The 1,406-nt window shown below is 55.6% G+C and carries 1 protein-coding gene and 1 pseudogene; both read right to left on the bottom strand.

Annotation, left to right across the window (positions count from 1 at the left end):
• Positions 1 to 50: 50 nt before the first annotated feature.
• Positions 51 to 707 carry a recombinase family protein gene (locus tag CLV74_RS22440; RefSeq protein ID WP_106269159.1) on the bottom strand — a complete coding sequence of 219 codons (657 nt, stop codon included), beginning with the start codon at positions 705 to 707 and terminating at the stop codon, positions 51 to 53.
• A 66-nt stretch (positions 708 to 773) separates the two neighbouring features.
• Positions 774 to 1,313: pseudogene (locus tag CLV74_RS22435) on the bottom strand (IS3 family transposase); the annotation flags it as partial.
• Between the last annotated feature and the right edge of the window lie 93 nt (positions 1,314 to 1,406).

The raw sequence follows: 1,406 nt of genomic DNA, 5'->3' as shown, positions 1-1,406 counted from the left end.
CGAGCTCCGGACCTGAAGGTTGCCGCCTGAAATGAAACCAATGCTATAGCTTAGCGCGGCGGCAAACTGGTCGAAAAACGCGGACCACCTCTGTCTTCCTTCAGAAACTCCCCAGGGACGCCGGTCTTGATCGAGGAGATCAGCGCCGCCTTTTCCTTTTGCAGCTTGTGGAGAGCGCGTTCCAGGGACGCTTTGCTTTGCTCTGACGTTGTTGCCAGACGGTTCCGCTCGGCCACATAGGCGTCACAGAACTGCGCAATCGCCTCGGTTTGCATCAGATGTGTTGTCAGGGCAGTCAGAACGCGTTCTTCAAGCTCTTCGCGTTTGATCAGACGCTTGTTTGTGCAGACGCTGGCCCCTTTGTTCCGTGCTGCCGAGCAACCGTAGGAGGTTTTGTTCACCATGGACATGCCGCCGCCACAGCATCCGCAGACCATCAATATGGAAAACAGATATCGTGGGCGGCGGCGGTCCCAAGGTTTGTCTGTCGGCTTGTGTAGGGCCAGCCCGCCTTGGCGCGCCTTCACGGCTTCCCAAAGGTCTTGCGGAATGATCCGCAAGGCGGGGACCTCGGTGATCGTCCAGTCGCTCTCGGGATTGGGGCGCGACACGCGCTTTCCGGTGGCGGGGTCCTTGACGTAGGTTTGGCGGTTCCAGACCTGTCGCCCGATATAAAGCTCATTGTTGAGCAGACCGATGCCCCCCAATACTTGCTAGAGGGGGCAGGGATACTGAACCGCCCCGACTTTGCCGGAGGGTATTTTGTTCAACGACTAGGCGACCATATCGAGTGACTTCAGGTTTGCATAGAATGCTTCCTCTGCTTCAGCGGGTGGAATGTATCCGATGGGTCCCAGCAAGCGGCGGCTGTTATACCAATCGACCCATTTGAGCGTTTCCCATTCGACGTCACGGACCGATTTCCATGGCCCGATCTGATTGATCACTTCTGTTTTGAAGAGACCGATCACGCATTCGGCGAGTGCGTTATCGTAGGCATCACCAACGCTTCCGACAGACAAATCAATGTCTGCATCCGCCAATCGCTCCGTATACTTGATAGGCAGATATTGCGAGCCGCGGTCCGAATGGTGAACCAAGCTTTTGTTATCTGGTGTTTTTCTTTGCCAGATCGCTTGCTCGAGTGCGTCGAGAACGAACTGGGTCTTCATAGAAGTGGATGCACGCCAGCCAACAATCCGCCGCGCAAAGACGTCGATGACAAAGGCCACGTACACAGTGCCTGACCAGGTAGGCACATAGGTAAAGTCCGACACCCAAAGCTGGTTCGGACAGTCCGCGAAGAACTGGCGTGTTGGATGTCACCGAGAACTGACCCAGCGGCGATATAAAATGTCACTGAGATTTGACCCATGTGGAACCTATCCCCTGACGAGATTTGTCGG

The organism is Donghicola tyrosinivorans (genome assembly GCF_003003355.1).
Lineage (GTDB): Bacteria > Pseudomonadota > Alphaproteobacteria > Rhodobacterales > Rhodobacteraceae > Donghicola > Donghicola tyrosinivorans.
The sequence above is the reverse complement of the archived record's forward strand: the minus strand, read 5'-3'. Positions and strand labels throughout refer to the sequence as shown.